The organism is Streptomyces sp. NPDC031418 (assembly GCF_055581605.1).
In genome coordinates, this window is the sequence record NZ_JBVIJC010000021.1 from 67,447 (window position 1) to 87,434 (window position 19,988).

21 protein-coding genes, 1 tRNA gene and 2 pseudogenes are annotated in these 19,988 nt (G+C 71.5%); 13 read left to right on the forward strand and 11 right to left on the reverse strand.

Annotation, left to right across the window (positions count from 1 at the left end; all coding sequences use genetic code 11):
• Positions 1–7 precede the first annotated feature (7 nt).
• Complete coding sequence (locus tag ACZ5CZ_RS28475; RefSeq protein WP_385846869.1) at positions 8–958, forward strand: M56 family metallopeptidase; 951 nt, start codon at positions 8–10, stop codon at positions 956–958.
• A gap of 21 nt (positions 959–979) precedes the next feature.
• Here ACZ5CZ_RS28475 and ACZ5CZ_RS28480 read toward each other — a convergent pair.
• Positions 980–1,090: pseudogene (locus ACZ5CZ_RS28480) on the reverse strand (multicopper oxidase domain-containing protein); the annotation flags it as partial.
• A 134-nt stretch (positions 1,091–1,224) separates the two neighbouring features.
• Positions 1,225–1,515, reverse strand: a complete 291-nt coding sequence (locus tag ACZ5CZ_RS28485; protein ID WP_468947130.1) for a hypothetical protein — start codon at positions 1,513–1,515, stop codon at positions 1,225–1,227.
• Between the two features lie 466 nt (positions 1,516–1,981).
• On the opposite strand from ACZ5CZ_RS28485, the pseudogene ACZ5CZ_RS28490 reads away from it, so the two are divergent.
• From ACZ5CZ_RS28490 to ACZ5CZ_RS28500, 3 genes and pseudogenes are all read left to right on the forward strand, one after another.
• Positions 1,982–2,086, forward strand: a pseudogene (locus ACZ5CZ_RS28490) (DUF1877 family protein); the annotation flags it as partial.
• A gap of 94 nt (positions 2,087–2,180) precedes the next feature.
• Positions 2,181–2,324 (forward strand): hypothetical protein, encoded by a 144-nt coding sequence (locus tag ACZ5CZ_RS28495; protein WP_468947223.1) that lies wholly within the window; start codon positions 2,181–2,183, stop codon positions 2,322–2,324.
• A 98-nt stretch (positions 2,325–2,422) separates the two neighbouring features.
• Positions 2,423–2,773, forward strand: coding sequence for a tyrosine-type recombinase/integrase (locus ACZ5CZ_RS28500; protein ID WP_468947221.1), 351 nt, complete (start codon positions 2,423–2,425; stop codon positions 2,771–2,773).
• 117 nt (positions 2,774–2,890) lie between these two features.
• Here ACZ5CZ_RS28500 and ACZ5CZ_RS28505 read toward each other — a convergent pair.
• The 3 genes from ACZ5CZ_RS28505 to ACZ5CZ_RS28515 form a co-directional block, all read right to left on the reverse strand.
• Positions 2,891–2,964, reverse strand: a tRNA-Pro gene (locus tag ACZ5CZ_RS28505).
• A 67-nt stretch (positions 2,965–3,031) separates the two neighbouring features.
• Positions 3,032–3,790, reverse strand: a complete 759-nt coding sequence (locus tag ACZ5CZ_RS28510) for a Pr6Pr family membrane protein (RefSeq protein WP_468947131.1) — start codon at positions 3,788–3,790, stop codon at positions 3,032–3,034.
• A gap of 164 nt (positions 3,791–3,954) precedes the next feature.
• Positions 3,955–4,881, reverse strand: coding sequence for a metallophosphoesterase (locus tag ACZ5CZ_RS28515; protein WP_385846854.1), 927 nt, complete (start codon positions 4,879–4,881; stop codon positions 3,955–3,957).
• A 92-nt stretch (positions 4,882–4,973) separates the two neighbouring features.
• Here ACZ5CZ_RS28515 and ACZ5CZ_RS28520 point away from each other — a divergent pair, with 92 nt between their 5' ends.
• Entirely contained in the window at positions 4,974–5,441 is a 468-nt protein-coding gene (locus ACZ5CZ_RS28520; RefSeq protein ID WP_385846853.1) for a GatB/YqeY domain-containing protein, read from the forward strand.
• A gap of 154 nt (positions 5,442–5,595) precedes the next feature.
• Here the strand turns inward: ACZ5CZ_RS28520 and ACZ5CZ_RS28525 are convergent, their stop codons facing one another.
• On the reverse strand, positions 5,596–7,953 hold the full coding sequence (locus tag ACZ5CZ_RS28525) for a transglycosylase domain-containing protein (RefSeq protein WP_468947133.1): 2,358 nt from the start codon (positions 7,951–7,953) through the stop codon (positions 5,596–5,598).
• 507 nt (positions 7,954–8,460) lie between these two features.
• On the opposite strand from ACZ5CZ_RS28525, the gene wblA reads away from it, so the two are divergent.
• Positions 8,461–8,799: a transcriptional regulator WblA gene (gene wblA / locus ACZ5CZ_RS28530; protein WP_174266212.1), complete on the forward strand. Its 339-nt coding sequence runs from the start codon at positions 8,461–8,463 to the stop codon at positions 8,797–8,799.
• Positions 8,800–8,974: 175 nt separating this feature from the next.
• On the opposite strand, the gene bagB is transcribed toward wblA, so the two are convergent.
• On the reverse strand, positions 8,975–10,360 hold the full coding sequence (bagB, locus tag ACZ5CZ_RS28535; protein ID WP_468947135.1) for an ATPase BagB: 1,386 nt from the start codon (positions 10,358–10,360) through the stop codon (positions 8,975–8,977).
• The gene (gene bagA, locus ACZ5CZ_RS28540; protein WP_385846850.1) at positions 10,357–11,334 is read right to left on the reverse strand and encodes an ATPase BagA; all 978 of its coding nucleotides are present in this window, start codon (positions 11,332–11,334) and stop codon (positions 10,357–10,359) included. Before bagA ends, bagB begins: the two co-directional genes overlap by 4 nt.
• A 117-nt stretch (positions 11,335–11,451) precedes the next feature.
• Between bagA and ACZ5CZ_RS28545 the strand changes: the two genes are divergently transcribed.
• From ACZ5CZ_RS28545 to ACZ5CZ_RS28560, 4 genes are all read left to right on the forward strand, one after another.
• The gene (locus tag ACZ5CZ_RS28545) at positions 11,452–11,610 is read left to right on the forward strand and encodes a DUF4177 domain-containing protein (RefSeq protein ID WP_071828754.1); all 159 of its coding nucleotides are present in this window, start codon (positions 11,452–11,454) and stop codon (positions 11,608–11,610) included.
• Positions 11,607–12,071 carry a RidA family protein gene (locus ACZ5CZ_RS28550; RefSeq protein WP_385846849.1) on the forward strand — a complete coding sequence of 155 codons (465 nt, stop codon included), beginning with the start codon at positions 11,607–11,609 and terminating at the stop codon, positions 12,069–12,071. Before ACZ5CZ_RS28545 ends, ACZ5CZ_RS28550 begins: the two co-directional genes overlap by 4 nt.
• A gap of 835 nt (positions 12,072–12,906) precedes the next feature.
• Positions 12,907–13,821 carry an NUDIX hydrolase gene (locus tag ACZ5CZ_RS28555; RefSeq protein ID WP_468947138.1) on the forward strand — a complete coding sequence of 305 codons (915 nt, stop codon included), beginning with the start codon at positions 12,907–12,909 and terminating at the stop codon, positions 13,819–13,821.
• A complete protein-coding gene (locus ACZ5CZ_RS28560; RefSeq protein WP_385846845.1) occupies positions 13,818–14,648 on the forward strand; it encodes an MBL fold metallo-hydrolase in 831 nt (276 codons plus the stop codon). Before ACZ5CZ_RS28555 ends, ACZ5CZ_RS28560 begins: the two co-directional genes overlap by 4 nt.
• Positions 14,649–14,671: 23 nt before the next feature.
• On the opposite strand, the gene ACZ5CZ_RS28565 is transcribed toward ACZ5CZ_RS28560, so the two are convergent.
• Complete coding sequence (locus ACZ5CZ_RS28565; protein WP_468947140.1) at positions 14,672–15,496, reverse strand: nucleotidyltransferase domain-containing protein; 825 nt, start codon at positions 15,494–15,496, stop codon at positions 14,672–14,674.
• 146 nt (positions 15,497–15,642) lie between these two features.
• Positions 15,643–16,317: a Crp/Fnr family transcriptional regulator gene (locus ACZ5CZ_RS28570; RefSeq protein ID WP_018547939.1), complete on the reverse strand. Its 675-nt coding sequence runs from the start codon at positions 16,315–16,317 to the stop codon at positions 15,643–15,645.
• Positions 16,318–16,592: 275 nt separating this feature from the next.
• On the opposite strand from ACZ5CZ_RS28570, the gene nth reads away from it, so the two are divergent.
• Genes nth through ACZ5CZ_RS28585 form a run of 3 tightly spaced genes read left to right on the forward strand, consistent with a single transcriptional unit; the run spans position 16,593 to position 19,767 of the window.
• Positions 16,593–17,801, forward strand: a complete 1,209-nt coding sequence (gene nth, locus ACZ5CZ_RS28575) for an endonuclease III (RefSeq protein WP_468947142.1) — start codon at positions 16,593–16,595, stop codon at positions 17,799–17,801.
• Between the two features lie 57 nt (positions 17,802–17,858).
• The gene (locus ACZ5CZ_RS28580; RefSeq protein WP_450789801.1) at positions 17,859–18,554 is read left to right on the forward strand and encodes an NUDIX hydrolase; all 696 of its coding nucleotides are present in this window, start codon (positions 17,859–17,861) and stop codon (positions 18,552–18,554) included.
• A gap of 13 nt (positions 18,555–18,567) precedes the next feature.
• Complete coding sequence (locus tag ACZ5CZ_RS28585; RefSeq protein WP_385846838.1) at positions 18,568–19,767, forward strand: MarP family serine protease; 1,200 nt, start codon at positions 18,568–18,570, stop codon at positions 19,765–19,767.
• A 25-nt stretch (positions 19,768–19,792) separates the two neighbouring features.
• Here ACZ5CZ_RS28585 and ACZ5CZ_RS28590 read toward each other — a convergent pair whose 3' ends face one another.
• Positions 19,793–19,972, reverse strand: coding sequence for a hypothetical protein (locus ACZ5CZ_RS28590; protein WP_385846836.1), 180 nt, complete (start codon positions 19,970–19,972; stop codon positions 19,793–19,795).
• Positions 19,973–19,988 lie beyond the last annotated feature (16 nt).

Here is a 19,988-nt window from a genome sequence, read left to right on the forward strand (position 1 = left end):
GGCCCCCATGCACCTGGCCGTCTATCTCCCCCTGCTGCTTCCCCTGCTCGCGTTCCCGGGCGCGCGGATGCTGACCGAGCACTGCGAACCCCGGCTGGCCAGCTGGCTGTCGGCCGGCTCCGCCCTCGTCCTGGGCGCCGCGAGCACCCTCTCGCTCGCCCTGCTCGCCTCCACCTGGCTGGTCCGCAGCCCGCTGCCGGCGTTCCTCGGACACCGGCCGCTCGGGCCGGCAGGGCAGCACCTCCCCGCCCGGCTGCCGGTGGCCGTCGCCGCCGCGGCGCTGCTCGCCGTCGCGGCGGTCGGTGTGCTGCGGCTGCTCGTACGACGCGTGCGCGCGCTGGCCGCCGCCACCCTGGACGCGGCCTGCATGCCCACACGGGACGGGACGGTGATCGTCGACGACCCGGCACCCGACGCGTTCGCCCTGCCCGGGCTGCCCGGCCGCATCGTCGTCTCCACCGGCATGCTCCGCACGCTGGACCGCGCCGAGCACGAGATCCTGCTGGCCCACGAACGCGCCCATCTCACCGGCCACCACTACCTCTTCGTCGCCCTCGCCCAACTCGGCGCCGCCGCCAACCCGTTGCTGCGCCCCCTGGCCCACGCCGTCACCTACACCCTCGAACGCTGGGCCGACGAGCACGCGGCCACGGCCACCGGCGACCGGCGCCGCGTCGCCCGCGCCGTGGGCCGGGCAGCCCTGGCCACCCGGCACTCCCGGGCCCGCGGCGGCCTCCCGCCCGCCGCCCTCGGCCTGCTGGGACGCCGGCGCAACCCGCTCCGCGGCGCGGGCCCGGTCCCGCGCCGGGTGGCCGCCCTCCTCGCCCCGCCCGTGACCCACCGCCTGCTGCCGGCCCTGGCCACGGCCCTCGTCCTGGCCGCAGCCACCTGCTCCGTCGCGGAAGCCGCCCACGACCTGCACCGCCTGCTGGAACAGCTGCGGGCACTGAACGGCTGACCGGCCCCGACGCGCCCGGAGCTACCGGCTGCACGCCGGCAGCGCCATCACCCCGGCCTCGCCGTGGTAGGCGTGGTGACAGTGCAGCATCCACCGGCCGGGGTTGTCCGCGTCGAAGAAGACCGACACCGGTGTCCTTGCGGGCCACATGCTGACGCTGTTGACGAAGTCCGGCTGTCGGTCATGGGCCCACGGTAGGGATCGGCACGCCGGGCGACCACCGAACATCCGAGGCGACCAGGCCAGCCCCGCCGTGGCCGTGCACCTCAGGGGCCGAGCACGCCCAGCGCGCCGAGGACGAGGCAGACGGTCCCGAAGAGGAAGAACCCGCCCACGGCGATCATGGCCGCACCGAGCCTTACGATGCCGGCACTCCTGCTCTCCTGCGGTACCAGCGAGCCCGACGCCCTCTGCCTGAAGTCGAGATACGCAGGCAGCTGTCCGGTCCGCCGCAGCATCCGTCCGACGCTGATGAGCGCTATGCCGAAGACCAGCGCGAGCGCGCTCGTCTGGAGCTGGTAGGCCGGGTCGTACGGACCCGAAAAGGCAATGATCACGAAAGTCCCCCCAGGACGCGCCAGGCAGCCGGCGCTGCCACCGCCGACAGAAAGAAGCACCCCATCCTGCCTGACGGCTGGCCCTTGGACCTGTTCGTTTTCGAAGTAACTGGGGCGGGGTTTCTGCCTCGGGTGGTCCTGCCTTCGGCTGCTCTGAGGGTCCGCAGACCTCCGCCTTCATCCGCCGCTGAGCGTCGGCGTTGTCACGCAGGTCGACGTCCACCGCCGCGGCTCACCTCTTGCGGCGCTTGCTCGCCATCTTCTTCAGCTCGGCTTGGCGCAGACGCAGGGGAGGGCGCATGGCTGGGGACACCTGGGTCCCAGGCGCACGCGGTCAGTACACCCAGCGCATCTCCTTGATGTGCACGCTTTTCCATCTGAGTTGGTGGGGAGCTGTGCGACGGAAACTGAGACGGTCCGTCCGGCGGTCGTTGTCAGTGGACACGTCTAGTCTCCGTTCATGAGCATGATCGGTCAGTATCTGCGTGTCACGGCTGCTGAGCTTGATCGAGCGATCCAAGATCCCGGCTGGGCTCTGGACTTCGCCGAAGAGGTCCAGGATGCGGAGGAGGAGACGAGACCTGCGCCGGCCGAGGCGCGCCACTTCAGTACGGCTGCGGCACACGCGCCGCCGGGGCATCGAGACTACGAACCTGGCACGCGCCGTGGAGTTGCTCGGTCGGCAGCAGCAGCCGGTTCGCCTGGGGGAGATCAGGGCTGCCGATGGCTCCTGGACGTTCATGCTGTTTCTGACCGAAGACGGCAGCAGGCTGATCGCGTGCACCGGCGTGCGGCGGACCCACGTCTGAACCTCAGCCGACGAAAGCCAGCGACGGCGGCGAGGACGTCGAACGAGCGGGCGCGCGTATGTGTCGCCGTACCCCCACCGGGCTCAGCCACGCTACTGATGCCGTCGACCAGAGCAAGCCGTGGCGGCCGGCGCGTGACCACCGCGGCGTGCCCTCAGCTTGGGAAGCTGCGGGCATTCGCACGGGGTCTCACCCCGCACAGGCTCAGGCACTCCCACAAGACGGTCATGGAGGAACTCGGGACCCCACCCAAGCTCATGGATGAACGGATGGGGCATGAGGATGGCTCGGTGCAAGCCCGCTACTCGCACATCACGGCGCGGATGCGGGACCGGTTCATGGACGACCTGACCGAGCAGTGGGAAGAGGCGTTGGCGGCACGTTCTGCCATGCACCCGCGGTCACCGGTCCGCGCGCTCGATGCGCTGTTGAGAGCGCGTCAACGGTGACGTCCGGGGAGTCGATTTCCTTGATCCACTCCCCGTTCACTCCCCAGACGCCCTGCGGAACGAGTCAGGGCCGGTTCTCCGTGAAGGAGAACCGGCCCTGACCTGGTGTTGCGGCTGTCGGGGTGGCGGGATTTGAACCCACGACCTCTTCGTCCCGAACGAAGCGCGCTGCCAAGCTGCGCTACACCCCGGTGTCGCTGCTTCCCGCGGCGACGTCGTTTACTTTAGCCCACGGGTGGCCCAGAGACGAAATCCGATTCAGAGGGGGCGGCGGACCGGGGTCGGGCGGGCGTGGTCCAGGGCGACCAGGAGGACTCCGACGGCGTAGATCGCGAGGCCGATGAGGAGGGCGTTGGCCAGGGTGCTGCGGTAGCCGTGGGCGGTGACGTCCAGGAAGGGGTAGAGGTAGCGGGACGGGCGGGTCGGCGGGATCACGGTCGCCCGGGCGAAGGTGAAGGCCAGGTAGGCCAGGGGGTACAGGAGCCAGCTCGCGGCCTGGCGCAGGTGCAGGCGGGTCGCGGGGGTGAGGCAGAGCCAGTCGAGCAGGGCCGCCGCCGGGGCCACCGTGTGCAGCAGCTGGAGAGCCGCCCACTGGGCGTGCCAGCGCTCCGGGGCCTTGGTCGCGCCGGTCATGGAGAACGGGGGCGTCGTGTGGGCCAGCAGCAGGTGGTAGACGAGCGCCGAGATCACGACGTACAGCAGTGCTGCGCCGGTCACGCCGGAGGGGAGGGGACGGCGGGCGCGCCAGGCCCGCGACGCCGAGAGCAGCATCGTCACGGCCAGCAGTACGGCCGCCTGGACGCCGAAGTAGCTCAGCGTCCGGGCCGGGGTGCCCAGCAGGAGCTGGAGGGCGACGCCCGCGGCGGCCACCAGGGCGGTCAGCAGCCGGAACACCGCGGCCGCGGGGCGGCGGATCGGGCCCACCACCGCCGTGGCTGGGACCGGGGAGGGCAGGAGCAGGGGCGGGCCCGGGACCGCGGGCAGGTCCGGGATCTCCCTGGGTATGGGGGCGGTCATGCCCTCACGCTAGGGGTGGGGGGCAAAAGGGGCTATTTGGGATGCGCCTCATGCGCCCAGTGGGGTGGTAGGGCGTTCCAGGGCGGGGGTGGAGTGGCGTTCTTGCCGACGTCCCCCCGCCCTCGCCGTCGCCTTTGAGTGGCCGACCGGAGTCCGCCCGCCCCCTACCGCCGCTCCACCAGCGTCAGCAGCGTCGCCTCCGGCGGGCAGGCGAAGCGGAGCGGGGTGTAGCGGTTGGTGCCGCAGCCCGCCGAGACGTGGAGGTAGGAGGTGCGGCCCTCGGCGGTGTGCGTGGAGAGGCCCTTCACCCGGTCCGTGTCCAGGTCGCAGTTGGTGACCAGGGCGCCGTAGAAGGGGATGCACAGCTGTCCGCCGTGGGTGTGGCCGGCCAGGATCAGCGGATAGTCGTCGGCCGTGAAGGAGTCCAGGACGCGCAGGTAGGGCGCGTGGACCACGCCGACGGAGAAGTCGTACGCCGCCGAGGGGCCGCCCGCCACCCGGGCGTACCGGTCGCGCTTGATGTGCGGGTCGTCCAGGCCGGTCAGCTCGATCGACACGTCGTCGACCTTCAGCACGCCCCGGGTGTTCGTCAGGTTCAGCCAGCCCGCCGCGTCGAAGCCGTCCCGCAGCTCCTCCCACGGGTTGTGGATCGCACCGACCGCCGGCGGGTTGCCGTTCAGGCCGTGCCGGCCGCTCGCCTTCTCCAGCAGATAGCGGGCGGGGTTGCGGAGCTTGGGGCCGTAGTAGTCGTTGGAGCCGAAGACGTACGCGCCCGGGAACTCCATCAGGGGGCCGAGCGCGTCCAGGGTCTCCGGCACACCCTCGGGGTCCGAGAGGTTGTCACCGGTGTTGATCACGAAGTCCGGGCGCAGCCCCGCCAGCGACTGGAGCCAGCGCTGCTTCTTCCGCTGGCCGCTCACCATGTGGATGTCGGACACCTGAAGCACGCGCAGCGGGCGCATGCCCGGCGGGAGCACCGGGACCGTCACCCGGCGGAGGCGGAAGGAGCGGGCCTCGAAGCCCGCGGCGTACACCAGCCCGGCGGCGCCTGCCGCCATGATTCCCATGGGAATTCCGTATCGCGCGCGCATGCGCCCATCGTGTCAGACCCCGGAGCCCGCGGAAGACCGGGCGGCCGCAAATCCGCGGGCGTCCGGCGGCCCATACCTGCGACAATCGAGCCATGACCACCACGCTCAAGTCGAAGCTCCAGGACGACCTCAACGCCGCGATCAAGGAGCGCGATGAGCTGCGCTCCTCGACGCTCCGGCTGACCCTCACCGCGATCACCAAGGAGGAGGTCGCCGGCAAGGAGAAGCGCGAGCTGTCCGACGACGAGATCCTCAAGGTGATCACCCGGGAGGCGAAGAAGCGCCGCGAGGCGGCCGAGGCCTTCGCGCAGGGTGGCCGGGCCGAGTCGGCCGAGCGGGAGAAGGCGGAGGGCGAGGTGCTCGCCGAGTACCTGCCCAAGCAGCTGTCCGACGAGGAGCTGGACGCGATCGTCACCCAGGCCGTGGCGGAGGCCAGGGAGGCCGGTGCCGAGGGGCCGCGGGCCATGGGTGCCGTCATGAAGATCGTGAACCCGAAGGTGGCCGGCCTGGCCGAGGGCGGCCGCGTCGCCGCCGTGGTGAAGAAGCACCTTCAGGGCTGAATCCCTGCACAGCCACAGGCACAGGACTGAATCGCCGCACAGGCACAGTGCTGAAGCGCCGCACAGCCACAGTGCTGAAGCGCCGCACAGGCACAGGCACAGACAGAGCGGGGCCGGCCCTTTCCGCAAGGGCCGGCCCCGTCGTCGTACGGCATCAGCCTCGGTTGCCGCCGATTCCGTTGCCGTTGCCGTTCCCGTTGCCGTTGGAGCCGCCGTTCGTCTGGCCCTGGATGAAGTTGCCGGGCAGGGAGAACGTCGGGGTGGGAAGAGCGCCGCCGGCCGTGCCGGTGGTGGTGTCACCCGTGGTCCCGCCGGTCGACGCACCGCCGTCCGTCAGGTCACCGATGAGTCCGCCGATCACCTGACCGGTGGTGTCCCCGTTCTTCCCCCCGTCCGTCCCCCCGGGGCCTTTTCCCTGACCACCGGTGCCCTTGCCGGTGTCGTCGGGGATGTCGATCAGGTGGAAGTCCTCCACGGGCTTGCCGTCCAGCGCGCCGGTCATCATGTCGCGCCAGATCGGGCCCGGGACCTTGCCGCCGTAGACCTTGTCGTACGGGATGCCGCCGATGGTGATGTTGATCATGTGGCGCTTGTGGGCCGGGTCGCCGACCCAGACCGCGCCCGCCATGTTCGGGGTGTAGCCGACGAACCAGGCCGCGAAGCGCTCGTCCGTCGTACCGGTCTTGCCCGCGCTCGGGCGGCTGCCGAGACCGGCCTCCTCACCCGTGCCGTCCTCGACCACGCCCTTGAGGATCGTGCTGATGCTGTCGGCGGTCTTCTCCGACATCGCGCGCGAGCAGGTCGACTTCGGCACCGGCAGCGACTTCTGCATGCTGCCGACCTTCTGGGTGATCGACTCGATCGCGACCGGGGTGCAGTACGTCCCGCGCGCGGCGAAGGTGGCGTACGCGTTCGCCATCGTCAGCGGGGACATCTCCTGGCTGCCGAGCGCGATCGACGGCGCCTGGTCGATGGGCCGGCCGTCCGCCCGCGCCACGCCCATCTTCTTGGCCATGTCGATGACCGGGCAGATGCCGATGTCGCTGATCAGCTGCACGTAGTAGGTGTTGACCGACTTGGCGGTCGCCTCCTTCATGCCGTACGGCCCGTGCTCCGACCTGCTCTCGTTGGTCAGCTTCGCCGGGTTGTTCGGGTCGTTCCGCCAGACCTTCCCGTCACAGGCCTGTACGGGGCTCGGGTACGGCATCTCGTACGGCGACGAGTACTGCTGCGTCGGCGGCTTCCCGCCCTCGATCGCGGCCGCCGCGACGATCGGCTTGAACGTCGAACCGGGCTGGTAGCCGGCGCCGCCGCCCATGTCCGAGTTCACCGAGAGGTTGATCTGCGTCTCGTTCTTGCCGAAGCCGTACGGCCGGGACTGGCCCATCGCGAGGATCTTGCCGGTGCCGGGCTGCACGATGGTCGCGGCCGTCGCCACGGAGTCGCTCTTGTAGACGTGCTGCTTGACGGACGCCTGGAGGGACTGCTGGGACTGCGGGTCCAGGGTGGTGCGGATCGTCAGGCCGCCGCGGTTCCACAGCTGGGCCCGCGCCTCCTTGGTCTTGCCGAAGGAGGGGTCGGTCAGCACGATGTCGCGGACGTAGTCACAGAAGAAACCGGCGCCCTTGACCGCGGTGATGCAGCCGTTCTTGGGGCGGCTGGGGTTCAGGCCGAGCGGCTTCTCCTTGGCCTGGTCGGCCTCCTGCTGGGAGATGTCGCCGACCTCTGCCATCCGCTGGAGCACGGTGTTGCGGCGCTTGGTGGCCTCCGCCTCGTCGTTCACCGGGTCGTAGCGGCTTGGCGACTGCACGATGCCGGCCAGCAGCGCCGCTTCCTGGAGGTTCAGGTCCTTGGCGTGCTTGGAGAAGTACCGCTGGGCGGCGGCCTCGACGCCGTAGGCCTGCTCACCGAAGAAGGTGATGTTCAGGTAGTTCTCGAGGATCTTCTTCTTGCCGAGCTTCTCCTCGATCTGGATCGCGTACTTCAGCTCGCGGATCTTCCGGCCGAGGGTCTGCTGGGTGGCCTCGGCGACCTTCGTCGGGTCGTCGCCGGCCTCCTCGATGAAGTAGTTCTTCACCAGTTGCTGGGTGAGCGTGGAGGCGCCCTGGGCGACCCCGCCGCTCTGCGCGTTCTTGTTCAGGGCGCGCAGCACGCCCTTGAGGTCGATCGCGCCGTGCTTGTAGAAGCGCGAGTCCTCGATCGCGACGATCGCCTTCTGCATGTACGGCGACATGTCCTTGAGGTCGACCACCGTGCGGTCGCGGGAGTAGACGGTCGCGATCTGGCCGCCCTGGTTGTCCAGGATGGTGGTGCGCTGACTCAGCTGGGGGCTCTTCAGGTTGGCCGGGATCTCGTCGAAGCTCTGGACCGACCCCTTGGCCGCGAGGCCGAGCGCGCCGGCCGCGGGCAGTGCGATGCCCGCCATCACGGCTCCGGCGAGCACACTGACACCGAGGAACGTGGCGGCCTGTTGCATCGGCGACAGACCACCGCCCGAGCGCTTCTTTGGCATGGGGGCAGCCTAATCCGTAGTCATGAGCGTTCCGAGGGAGCGGCTCCCCCCGGGATGTTTCGCATGCGGGATCGTGACGGCAGCGCAACCTGGCCCCACCCTGACCTGCCTACGTTTCCATTTCCCGGACACGCGCGCAGGCCTTGGCCTAAGCTGCTCTCAACTGTCACAGCAGTGCGGTCACGTATCAATACGTCCGGCAGCCCCGAATCGTTCCGGAAGTACCCCGGCTTCTTGGTGGGGGCGTGTCCGAATCCGCCTTGTGTGTCATCCGGCGTCCGGTGTGGTGCATCATAACTGTCCCGGTTTGCCGGAATCGTCGCGCATGTCGCCAGCTCACTCCCGCGGGTGATCTGCCGCTTACCCATAGTCCGTTCGGGCCATTCAAGATTGGGCCCGAAGGGGGTGTTGCGCTGTCCCCGCCTTCCGTAACGTCCTCAACTGGCGGCGGTGAATATGCCGCTGCCGCCGTGGGGGAGCCTCGATTCGGGAGAGGACGGCGCCGGTATGGGCTGGGTAACCGACTGGAGTGCGCAGGCTGCCTGCCGCACTACTGATCCGGATGAACTGTTCGTTCAAGGAGCAGCGCAGAACAGGGCCAAGGCGGTGTGCACCGGATGTCCGGTACGCACCGAATGCCTGGCCGATGCGCTGGACAACCGCGTCGAATTCGGCGTGTGGGGAGGCATGACGGAGCGGGAACGCCGCGCACTGCTGCGCCGGCGGCCCACCGTGACCTCCTGGCGCAGGCTGCTGGAGACCGCCCGCTCGGAGTACGAGCGGGGCGCGGGCATCGTGTCGCTCGACAGCGACGAGGTGTACGAGAACTACGCGGCGGTGAGCTGAGGGGATCTCTCGCGCCCCTCATATCCCTCGCCTGCCTCGCATTCCCGTGGTGTATGCCACCACGGGTGGCCCTCGTCCGTCTCGTCCTGGGCGCGCATCGCCCCGGATGGACGCCACGGACACCGCGTACGTCGGGCATCTCTCTCGCGCCGCGCCCGCCGCTCGTGACGGTTCGCTACGGCGGCTCCGTGCGCCCTGTCGCCCCGGCGGCGAGCCGGGCGCCGATGTCGCGCAGGCCCGCGAGGTCGTGGACGTCACCGGGCAGCGCGGCGACCTCCACCACCGCCACCTCGGGATGGCGCGCGGTGAAGCGGTCACGCGTGCGCTGCTCGCGTGCGAGGAGATGCATACGGTCGGCGTGCAGTCTCAGCAGTCCCGCGGTGAGCCGGTCGACGGGGCGTTCCGCGTCGGCGGGGGAGCCTTCCTCGGAAGCAGGGGTACCGGTCCCGGGCTCGGATGCGGGAGATGTTGAACTGCCGTACGTGTCAGGAGAGTTACGAAGACCAGCTTTCCCGCCCCCCTGATCCACAATGCGGGACTCCTCAAGATTTTCCGCGGCGGCGAGCGCCCGCTCGGCCGACAGCCGGACGGCGCCGCTGCCGTGCACCCGGTTGAGCACCAGCCCCACCAGGGGCATGTCCTCCGCGGCCAGCCGCTCCACGAAGTACGCCGCCTCGCGCAGCGCGTCCCGCTCCGGGGCGGCGACCACCAGAAACGCCGTACCGGGCGCCTGGAGCAGTTTGTACGTGGCGTCCGCGCGCGTGCGGAACCCGCCGAAGGTGGTGTCCATGGCGGCGACGAACGTCTGCACGTCCTTCAGCAGCTGGCCGCCCAGCAGCTTGCCCAGGGTGCCGGTCATCATCGACATGCCGACGTTGAGGAAGGCCAGGCCCGCGCGGCCGCCCAGCTTCGCCGGCGCGGTGAGCAGGCGGATCAGGCGGCCGTCCAGGAAGGAGCCGAGCCGCTTCGGCGCATCCAGGAAGTCGAGCGCCGAGCGGGACGGCGGGGTGTCCACGATGATCAGGTCCCACTCGTCCTTGGCGCGCAGCTGGCCCAGCTTCTCCATCGCCATGTACTCCTGCGTGCCCGCGAAGCCCGCCGAAAGCGACTGGTAGAAAGGGTTCGCCAGGATCGCGGCCGCCCGCTCCGAGTCGGCGTGCGCCTCCACGACCTCGTCGAAGGTGCGCTTCATGTCGAGCATCATGGCGTGCAGTTCGCCGTCGCCCTCGGTGCCCTTGACCCGGCGCGGGACGTTGTCGAGCGAGTCGATGCCCATCGACTGGGCCAGCCGCTTGGCCGGGTCGATGGTGAGCACGACCACCTTGCGGCCCCGCTCGGCCGCCCGCAGACCGAGCGCCGCGGCGGTCGTCGTCTTGCCGACCCCGCCCGAGCCGCAGCACACCACGATCCGGGTGCCGGGGTCGTCCAGCAGCGGGTCGATGTCCAGCACGCGTGCGGGGGAGAGGCGGCGGCCCTTCTCCCAGCCGTCGGCCGGCTCCCCGACTTCGGCCGCGTCGGGGGTTTCGGGTGCTTCGGATGCCTCGGCCGGGTCCGGACTCATGACAACCCCTGCTTCCGCAGCTCGGTGGCGAGTTCGTACAGGCCCGCCAGGTCCATGCCCTCGGCGAGCAGCGGCAGTTCGTGCAGCGGCAGGCCCAGCTCGGTCAGGACCGCACGCTGGTCCTGCTCCAGCGCGTACCGCTCGGCGTACTCCGCGGCCTGTTCCAGCAGCGGGTCCACCAGCTTCGCGGCGTTGCCACCGCGCCGGGCCCCGCCCAGCCCGGCCGCCGACAACGCCTGTGCGACAGAAGAACGCTCCACGCTCCGGACGAGTTCCAGATCGGCCCCGTCCAACACCTGCGGCCGGACCATGTTCACGATGACCCGGCCCACCGGCAGCCGCGCCGCGCGGAGTTCCGCGATGCCGTCGGCGGTCTCCTGGACCGGCATCTCCTCCAGCAGCGTCACCAGGTGCACCGCCGTCTCCGGCGACTTCAGCACACGCATGACGGCCTGGGCCTGATTGTGTATCGGGCCGATCTTCGCCAGGCCCGCCACCTCGTCGTTCACGTTCAGGAAGCGGGTGACGCGGCCGGTCGGCGGGGCGTCCATCACGACGTAGTCGTAGGCGAACCGCCCGCGCTTGTCCTTGCGGCGCACCGCTTCGCACGCCTTGCCGGTGAGCAGGACGTCGCGCAGGCCGGGGGCGATGGTGGTGGCGAAGTCGATGGCGCCGAGCTTCTTCAGGGCCCGGCCGGCGCCGCCGAGTTTGTAGAACATCTGGAGGTAGTCCAGAAGGGCCAGTTCGGGATCGATGGCGAGGGCATACACCTCGCCGCCGCCCGGTGCGACCGCGATCTTCCTTTCCTCATAGGGCAGCGCCTCCGTTTCGAAGAGCTGTGCGATGCCCTGCCGGCCCTCGACCTCCACGAGAAGCGTCCGCTTCCCCTCGGTCGCGAGGGCCAGCGCGAGGGCGGCGGCGACCGTCGTCTTTCCGGTCCCGCCCTTGCCGCTGACGACCTGGAGCCTGCTCACGTCTTCGAGCCTAACCATTCCGGCCGACACTCACGCGGGAGGCTGTGGATAACGCACGTCACCGCCCTCCCGGCCTCAGGTCACGGTCCCCCCGGTCACAGCGGCTACAGTCGGCCCATGACCAAGTGGGAATACGCAACCGTGCCGCTGCTCGTCCATGCCACGAAGCAGATTCTGGACACCTGGGGCGAGGACGGCTGGGAGCTCGTCCAGGTCGTGCCCGGGCCCAACGCCGAGCAGCTCGTGGCCTACCTGAAGCGGGAGAAGCAGGCGTGAGCGCGGTCGAGGAGAAGCTGGCCGAACTGGGCCTGACGCTGCCGGAGGTCGTACCGCCGCTGGCCGCCTACCAGCCGGCCGTGCAGTCCGGTGTGTACGTGTACACCGCCGGCCAGCTGCCCATGGTGCAGGGCAAGCTGCCGGTCACCGGCAAGGTGGGCGCCGAGGTCACGCCGGAGGAGGCCAAGGACCTGGCCCGTATCTGCGCGCTGAACGCGCTGGCCGCCGTGAAGTCCGTCACCGGCGACCTGGACCGCATCGCGCGCGTGGTGAAGGTCGTCGGCTTCGTCGCCTCCGCGTCCGACTTCACCGGCCAGCCCGGTGTCGTCAACGGCGCCAGCGAACTGCTCGGAGAGGTCCTCGGCGACAAGGGCGTGCACGCACGCAGCGCGGTGGGCGTCGCGGTGCTCCCGCTGGACGCGCCGGTCGAAATCGAGATCCAGGTCGAGCTGGCTCAGTAGCCCACGGGGGCCGGCCGGCGCGGGGGCGTCGACGCGGGGGCCTGTCCGTGCCGGGGTGCGTCCGTGCCGGGGCCCGGTCGGGGGGAGGTCCGTCGGTGCCGGGCTGGGTCCGTCGACGCCGGGGTAGGCCGTCCGCCGGGGCCCGGGAGCCCGCCGGCCCTCGGCGGCCGGCAGTCCGGCGACCCCGGCAGCGGCAGTCCGCACCCTGGCCCTCGGCGCCCGGTAGTCGCAGCCTGCCGCCCCCGGCAGTCCGCCGATCCCGCCCCCGGTAGTCGGTAGCCGGCCCGGCCTGGCAATCGGCCGGGCCGGGCAGTCGATAGTCCGCCTGATCTCGGCCTCGGCCCCGGGTAGTCCGCCGCTGGCCGGACCTGGCAGTCGGTAGTTCGCCGGGTCCTGCCCTCGCCCCCGGGTCCCCGGTAGTCGGTAGCCGACCGGGCCCGGCAGCCGGCAGCAGTCCGCGGGATCCCGGCGCTCCGCAGTCGGCAGTCCGCCGGATCCCGCCCCCGGTAGTCGGTAGCCGGCCCGGCGTGGCAGTCGGCCGGATCCCGCCCTCCGGCCCACGGCAGCCGGTAGTCGGCAGTCGGCCGGAGTGAGCAGCCGCCGGATCTCGGCCCACGGCAACCGGCAACCGGCAGCTGGCCGGGCCCGGCAGTCCGCCGCATCCCGCCCCCGACAGTCGGCAGCCGGCACTCGGTCCCCGGCCGCCCCCGACGGTCAGCAGCACGGCGGGCCCCGCACCCAGCAGCCGCCCCCCCCGCAGCCCCACTCCTCACCCCCGCCCCGCCTCCCCCGGGCACCTCTCGAACATTCGCCCTATACGGGATAGCCTCCGGCCATGGCGAACGGTCAGTGGTATCCACCGGAGTGGCCGGACCGCATACGTGCGCTCGCGGCCGGCACCCTCACCCCGGTGTCCCCCAGGCGGGCGGCCACGGTGCTGCTCCTGAAGGACACCGAGAGCGGCCCGGCCGTCCACATGCTGCGCAGACGCGCCTCCATGGCCTTCGCCGGAGGCGCGTACGCCTATCCCGGGGGCGGTGTCGACCCGCGCGACGACGACCGTCAGATCGGCTGGGCGGGCCCCACGCGCGCGTGGTGGGCACAGCGGCTCGGCGTCGACGAGAACAGCGCCCAGGCGATCGTCTGCGCGGCCGTACGGGAGACGTACGAGGAGGCGGGCGTCCTGCTCGCCGGGCCGGACGCGGACTCGGTCGTCGGGGACACCACGGGCGAGGACTGGGAGGCCGACCGGGCCGCCCTGGTGGCCCGTGAGCTGTCCTTCGCCGAGTTCCTGGACCGGCGCGGCCTGGTGCTGCGCGCGGACCTGCTGGGTGCCTGGGCCCGTTGGATCACCCCGGAGTTCGAGGCCCGCCGCTACGACACCTGGTTCTTCGTGGCCGTCCTCCCGGAAGGCCAGCGCACGCGCAACGCCTCCACGGAGGCCGACCGCACGGTGTGGATCCGCCCCGCCGATGCCGCCGCCGGCTACGACAAGGGCGAGCTGCTGATGATGCCGCCCACCATCGCCACCCTGCGCCAGCTGCTGCCGTACGCCACCGCCGCGGAGACGCTCGCGGCGGCCCCCGCGCGCGATCTGACACCGGTGCTGGCCCGGGCCCGTCTCGTGGACGGCGAGATCGTGCTGTCCTGGCCGGGGCACGACGAGTTCACCAAGCACATCCCCACCGCCCCGGCGCCCGCCCCGACGACCGCCACGCAGGCCGGAACGACCGGTGGAGGCTCCGCATGACCGACGCAGCAGCTCTGCCCGGACAACCCCGGGGCGCGGTGGTCTCGGGCCCCGCCACCGCACGGGCGGTGAACGTCCTCGCGCCCAACGCCTCCGCGATGACCCTGGACGGCACCAACACCTGGATCGTCGCCGAACCGGACTCCGACCTGGCCGTGGTGATCGACCCGGGACCGCTGGACGACGGCCATCTGCGCGCCGTCGTGGACACGGCCGAGAGGGCCGGCCGGCGCATAGCCCTGACCCTGCTCACCCACGGCCATGCCGACCACGCCGAGGGCGCCGCCCGCTTCGCCGAGCTGACCGGTACGCGCGTGCGTGCGCTCGATCCGGCGCTCCGGCTGGGGGACGAGGGCCTGGCCGCGGGGGACGTGATCACCGTGGGCGGCCTGGAGCTGAGGGTCGTACCCACCCCGGGGCACACCTCGGACTCGCTGTGCTTCCATCTGCCGGCCGACCAGGCGGTGCTGACCGGTGACACCATCCTGGGGCGCGGTACGACGATGGTGGCCCATCCGGACGGCCGTCTCGGCGACTATCTGGACTCCCTGCGCCGGCTGCGGTCCCTGACGGTGGACGACGGCGTGCACACCGTGCTGCCGGGCCACGGACCGGTCCTGGAAGACGCGCAGGGCGCCGTCGAGTTCTATCTGGCCCACCGCGCCCACCGGCTCGCCCAGGTGGAGACCGCGGTCGAGGACGGTCATCGCACCGCGGCCGAGGTCGTCGCCCATGTGTACGCCGACGTGGACCGTTCGCTGTGGCCGGCCGCGGAGCTGTCGGTACGGGCCCAGCTGGACTATCTCAGCGAGCACGGGCTGATCTAGCGGGGCCGTATCCCGCGCCGTGGCTAGTTCTCCGGCCGCGGGGCCTTCACGCCGTGCACGCGCGCGTACTCGTCGGCGAGCCAGGGGCCGAGGTCGTCCACGTACGACCGCAGCAACTCCGCGTCGCCGACGGGCTCATGGCCGTACCGCGCCGCCGTACGCACCTGGGCGGCGCGCTCCGGGTAGTACGCGGCGAACGCCTCGGCCATCTCGCCCAGGTCGCTCGTCCAGCCGTTCCAGCGGGGCATGACGAGCGTGAAGGCGGTGCGGACCAGATGCCGGGACATGAACCGCACCAGCGGCCGCCGCGCCGCCTCGGTGTCCTCCGCGCCCGCGATGCGCTCCCGCCAGCGGGGCAGCCACAGTGCGAGGTCGCCGTTGGTCTCGCGGGCGAGCAGGGAGTCCGGGCGGTACCGGGGCAGCCGCTCGGCGAGGTCCTCACCGAGCAGCGGGGTGCACAGGCAGGCGACGAACCAGGCCAGGTCGTACCGCTCCAGCTCGCTCAGCAGCCGGTCCCGGCCGTACAGCAGCGTGCCGACGCCGTCGATCTGCGGGAACTCCCGGTCGAGCGCCTCCCCCAGCGCCCGTACGGCATCCCGGTCGCCGTCCCCGGGTTCCTCCTGGAGCACGACGAACAGGTCCAGGTCGCTGCGGCCCACGCGCGCGGTACCGCGCGGAATCGAGCCGTAGAGGTACGCGCTGTGCAGCCGCGCGCCGAGGGCCGCAGGCAACCGGTCGCGGGCCGCGTCCACGACCGGGCGGAAGGCGTCGGGCACGCGCGCGAGGGAGCCTTCGCGGGCGATGTGGCCATGGGCGTCGAGGCCGGGACGGCGATGCGGTGCGGACATGCCGCAACTGTGCCGTCTCCGCCGCTCCTGAGCAGCTGTTTTTCGAGCGCCGGAGGTCCCGTAGGCCGGGGAGGAGGGGCGCTCACGCTGCCACCGGGCCCCCGTCGGACGGCGGGACCCGGTGGGTCGTACGGCCGAGGCCGGTGTCAGCGGGAGCGCTTGGCGAGCCGCTCCACGTCCAGCAGGATGACCGCCCGCGCCTCCAGGCGGAGCCAGCCGCGCTGGGCGAAGTCCGCCAGGGCCTTGTTCACGGTCTCGCGCGAGGCGCCGACCAGCTGGGCCAGCTCCTCCTGGGTGAGGTCGTGGACGACGTGGATGCCCTCCTCGGACTGCACGCCGAAGCGGCGGGACAGGTCCAGCAGGGCGCGCGCCACACGGCCGGGGACGTCGGAGAAGACCAGGTCGGACATGGCGTCGTTGGTCTTGCGCAGCCGGCGGGCGACCGCGCGCAGCAGGGCGGTGGCCACCTCGGGGCGGGCGTTCAGCCAGGGCTGGAGGTCGCCGTGGCCGAGGCCGAGCAGCTTGACCTCGGTCAGCGCGGTGGCGGTCGCCGTGCGCGGGCCGGGGTCGAAGAGGGACAGCTCGCCGATCAGCTCGCCGGGGCCGACGACGGCGAGCATGTTCTCGCGGCCGTCGGGGGAGGTGCGGTGCAGCTTGACCTTGCCCTCGGTGACGACGTAGAGCCGGTCGCCCGGGTCGCCCTCGTGGAACAGGGAGTCGCCACGCGCGAGGGTCACCTCACTCATGGAGGCGCGAAGCTCCGCGGACTGCTCGTCGTCCAGAGCCGCGAAGAGCGGGTTGCGCCGCAGAACGTCGTCCACGAGTTCTCTCCTTGTCGACCTGCTCAGGGGATCTTGCTCCCCCGTGTGCCAGGGGACCGTGTTCCCCATTTTGCCGGACGGTCCAAACAGTGTGATCTGTCACAAGGATGCCGCACAGGTGTCCCGGGGTAAGCGTCAGGGGTCCAATCGGGGGCTGATCTTCCGGGTCCGGGGCGGATGTCGGTGCCGGGCTCTAGGCTGGCCGGGTGTCCAAATCGCCGGTGAGAGCACAGGCCAAGGGGGCTGGGCGGGTGGTTGTACGTCGCGATTCCGCTGTGGGCGAACAGGGCCCTGGCGGTAGTAGGAAAACCGGCAAATCGGCTGAAAAGTCTGTAGATGTCGAGAAGGGCGCGAAGAAGAGCGCATCGGCTAAGAAGGCTGCGTCCGGCAAAAAGGCTGTACCGGCTGAAAAAGCCGCCCCGGCCAAGAAGAGCGCCCCGGCCAAGAAGAGCGCCCCGGCCAAGAGGACGGCGGCCGCCAAGAAGACAGCGGCAGCGAAGAAGGTCGCCCCGGCCAAGAAGACGGCAGCAGCCAAGAAGACGGCGGCGGACAAGAAGGCCGCCAAGGGCCCCGCAGTGAAGAAGAGCGCCGCCAGGAAGGCCACGCCGGTGAAGAGGGCGGCGGCCGCCGCCGAGGTCCTGGCCGTCGGCGAGACGGTGACCGCCGGGAAGGCCGCGCCCGTGCGGACCGTGGCCGTGCGGACCCCGGCGGGTGAGTCCCGGACCGCGCTGGTCCGCCGGGCCCGCCGGATCAACCGCGAACTGGCCGAGGTGTATCCGTACGCCCACCCCGAGCTGGACTTCGCCAACCCCTTCCAGCTGCTGGTCGCCACCGTCCTGTCGGCCCAGACCACCGACCTGCGCGTCAACCAGACGACCCCCGCGCTCTTCGCCCGCTACCCCACCCCCGAGGACCTCGCCGCGGCCGACCCGGAGGCGGTCGAGGAGATCCTGCGCCCGTGCGGGTTCTTCCGTATGAAGACGAAGTCGGTCATAGGGCTCTCCCAGGCCCTGGTGGCCGACTTCGGCGGCGAGGTCCCCGGCCGGCTGGAGGACCTCGTCAAGCTGCCCGGCGTCGGCCGCAAGACCGCCTTCGTGGTGCTCGGCAACGCCTTCGGCCGGCCCGGGATCACCGTGGACACGCACTTCCAGCGGCTGGTGCGGCGCTGGAAGTGGACCGACGAGACCGACCCCGACAAGATCGAGGCCGCCGTCGGCGCGCTCTTCCCGAAGAGCGACTGGACCGATCTCTCGCACCACGTCATCTGGCACGGCAGACGGATCTGCCACGCCCGCAAGCCCGCCTGCGGCGCCTGCCCGATCGCGCCGCTCTGCCCGGCCTATGGCGAGGGCGAGACCGACCCGGAGAAGGCGAAGAAGCTCCTGAAGTACGAGAAGGGCGGCCTCCCCGGCCAGCGGCTCAACCCCCCGCAGGCCTACCTGGACGCGGGCGGCAGGCCGGCGCCGCCACTGGGGGCCGCGTGACGGAACGATCCCGGGGGCTTCGGGCGTTGGACAGGCAGAGCGGCGACGGGGGTGGCGATGACGAGGGCCAGTGAGACGCGGGGCGGTGCGGTGGCGCTCAGCACGGAGGGGCTGCCGGACTGGCTCGACCCGGTCGTCCGGGCCGCCGAGACGGTCCAGCCGCGCCAGCTCAGCCGCTTCCTGCCGCCCGAGGACGGCGCGGGCCGGCAGTCCGCGGTGCTCATCCTGTTCGGCGAGGGCGAGCAGGGCCCCGAGCTGCTGCTCATGGAGCGCTCCGGCTCGCTGCGCTCGCACGCCGGGCAGCCGTCCTTCCCGGGCGGCGCGCTCGACCCGGAGGACGGCGATCCGCGCGGCGAGGGGCCGCTGCGGGCGGCGCTGCGCGAGGCCGAGGAGGAGACCGGGCTCGACCCTGCCGGCGTGCAGCTCTTCGGGCTGCTGCCCGCGCTCTACATCCCGGTCAGCGGCTTTGTCGTCACCCCGGTGCTGGGCTGGTGGCGCGAACCCAGCCCGGTCGGTGTCGTCGACCCGAACGAGACCGCGCGGGTCTTCACGGTCCCCGTGGCGGATCTCACGGACCCCGCGAACCGCGCCACCGCCATCCACCCCAGCGGTCACCGGGGCCCGGCATTCCTGGTCGAATCGACCCTGGTCTGGGGCTTCACCGCCGGGGTGATCGACCGGCTGCTGCACTTCGCGGGCTGGGAGCGGCCCTGGGACAGAGACAAGCACGTCCCGCTCGACTGGCGCTCATGACAGGGTGTCGTCTGTGAACGTGCTGGACATCCTGTTGCTGGTCGCGGCCGTGTGGTTCGCGGTGGTGGGCTACCGCCAGGGATTCGTCGTCGGCATCCTGTCGGTGATCGGGTTCCTGGGCGGCGGTCTCGTCGCCGTGTACACGCTGCCCGTCATCTGGGACGCCGCGACCGACAACGCGGACGTCAGCACCACGGCCGCCGTGGTCGCCGTGGTCGTCGTCATCGTCTGCGCCTCCATCGGCCAGGCGCTCACCACCCACCTGGGCAACAAGCTGCGCCGGTACATCACCTGGTCCCCGGCCCGCGCCCTGGACGCCACCGGCGGCGCGCTGGTCAACGTGGTCGCGATGCTGCTGGTCGCCTGGCTGATCGGCTCCGCCCTGGCCGGCACCTCGCTGCCGACCCTGGGCAAGGAGGTGCGCGGCTCCAAGGTGCTGCTCGGGGTCTCCCGGGCGCTGCCGGCGCAGGCCGACACCTGGTTCGCGGACTTCTCCTCCGTCCTCGCGCAGAACGGCTTCCCGCAGGTCTTCAGCCCCTTCGCCAACGAGCCGATCAAGGACGTCGAGCCGCCCGACCCGGCCCTCGCCGGCAGCCCGGTGGCCGCCAGGGCCCAGCGCTCCATCGTCAAGATCACCGGCACCGCGCAGAGCTGCGGCAAGGTCCTGGAGGGCACCGGCTTCGTCTTCGCCGACCGCCGGGTCATGACCAACGCGCACGTGGTCGGCGGGGTCGACGCGCCGACCGTCCAGATAGGCGGTGTGGGCCGCCGGTACGACGCGAAGGTCGTCCTGTACGACTGGAAGCGCGACATCGCCGTCCTCGACGTACCGGACCTGAAGGCGAAGTCCCTGACGTTCTCCGCGCGGGACGCGGCCGGCGGTGACGGCGCGATCGTCGCGGGCTTCCCGGAGAACGGCTCGTACGACGTGCGCGCCGCGCGCGTGCGCGGGCGCATCACGGCCAACGGCCCGGACATCTACCACCGGGGCACGGTCCGCCGCGATGTCTACTCGCTGTACGCGACCGTCCGCCAGGGCAACTCCGGCGGCCCGCTGCTCACGCCCGCCGGCCGGGTGTACGGCGTGGTCTTCGCCAAGTCGCTGGACGACGCCGAGACCGGGTACGCCCTCACGGCGGACGAGATCAGGCCCGACATCGCCCGGGGACGTACGGCGAACGAACAGGTGGACACCGACAGCTGCGCGCTGTGAACCCGGTCCTCAAGGGGTCGGGGGTTCAGCCGCGCGGGTGACGCAGCCGTACCGAGACCCAGCGGGCCCGGCGGCGCAGGATACGCGGGATCCCCACCCTCAGGTCCCCCTCCCCGTCCTGCGGGGTACCGCGCTGAGGCGTGCTCAGGCCCGTGGCCGAGCGGCGGTTGCGGGGTGCGTCACTGTAGTCGTGCGTCCAGCCCATACCCCGACGTGTGCCC